The following is a 1335-nucleotide window of genomic DNA, read 5'->3' as shown; positions in this document are numbered from 1 at the left end:
TTACCAATCTCACGCTCAGGCGTGAATTTAACGAAAGGATATCTTCTTGATGATGGTTGAATATCATCTAATTCAATTTTCTCAAGTTGTTTTTTACGACTTGTTGCTTGTTTAGATTTAGAAGCGTTAGCTGAGAAACGTGCAATAAAGTCCTGTAACTCTTTCATTTTTTCTTCTTTTTTCTTGTTTTGTTCTTGAGCCATCTTTTGAGCTAACTGACTAGATTGATACCAAAAATCATAGTTACCAACATAAACTTTAATTTTACCGAAGTCTAAATCAGCGATATGAGTACATACATTATTTAAGAAATGACGGTCATGCGATACTACGATAACAGTATTATCAAAGTTAATTAAGAAATCTTCTAACCAACTGATTGCTGGAATATCGAGACCGTTAGTAGGCTCATCCAGTAATAGTACGTCTGGTTCACCGAATAAACTTTGCGCTAATAATACTTTAATTTTTTGGTTGTTTTCTAATTCAGCCATTTTTTTATCGTGTAAAGTTGGATCGATACCTAAACCAGATAAAAGGTTAGCAGCATCAGCTTCAGCATTCCAACCATTCATTTCTGCAAATTCACCTTCAAGTTCAGCAGCACGGATACCATCTTCATCACTGAAATCTGGCTTCATATAGATTTCATCTTTTTCTTTCATAACCTCATAAAGACGTTCGTGACCTTTAATTACAACATCAAGCACGCGTTCATCTTCATAAGCATAGTGGTCCTGTTTTAAAACAGCTAGACGTTCATTTTTACCTAATGAAACATGTCCTGTTTGAGAATCTAATTCACCAGATAATATTTTTAAGAATGTTGATTTACCTGCACCATTCGCACCAATTAATCCATAACAATTACCTTCTGTAAATTTAATATTTACATCTTCAAATAGTTTACGATCTCCAAAACGTAAACTCACATCAGTTACTTGTAACATGCATTTTCTCCTTTTTTTCATTCGATATTCTAACGGAAGAATTATATCATATTATCGTCACAGTTTCGACCTCATATAAGTTGTAATGATAGAATGACTCACACATGTTATAATAATAAAGAATACAAGAATCGAAGGAGAATAACATGGCATTAGACAAAGATATAGTAGGTTCTATAGAATTCCTTGAAGTAGTAGGGTTACAAGGCTCAACTTACCTTTTAAAAGGACCAAACGGTGAAAACGTAAAGTTAAACCAATCAGAAATGAACGATGATGATGAATTAGAAGTAGGTGAAGAATATAGTTTCTTCATTTATCCAAACCGTTCAGGTGAATTATTTGCAACTCAAAATATGCCTGATATTACGAAAGATAAATATGA

Annotated in this window: 1 protein-coding gene and 1 pseudogene; one reads left to right on the top strand and one right to left on the bottom strand. The window is 33.0% G+C overall.

All coding sequences use genetic code 11. The annotated features are described in order from the left end of the window. Nucleotides 1–950 (bottom strand): ATP-binding cassette domain-containing protein (locus IDG60_RS14555; RefSeq protein WP_206160835.1); only part of this gene is annotated, 950 nt, incomplete at its 3' end. 146 nt (nt 951–1096) lie between these two features. Between IDG60_RS14555 and cvfB the strand changes: the two are divergent. Next, nucleotides 1097–1335 (top strand): annotated as a pseudogene (gene cvfB / locus IDG60_RS14550) (RNA-binding virulence regulatory protein CvfB); the annotation flags it as partial.

The sequence above is a fragment of the Staphylococcus sp. EG-SA-2 genome, from assembly GCF_017152085.1.
The sequence above is the reverse complement of the archived record's forward strand: the minus strand, read 5'-3'. Positions and strand labels throughout refer to the sequence as shown.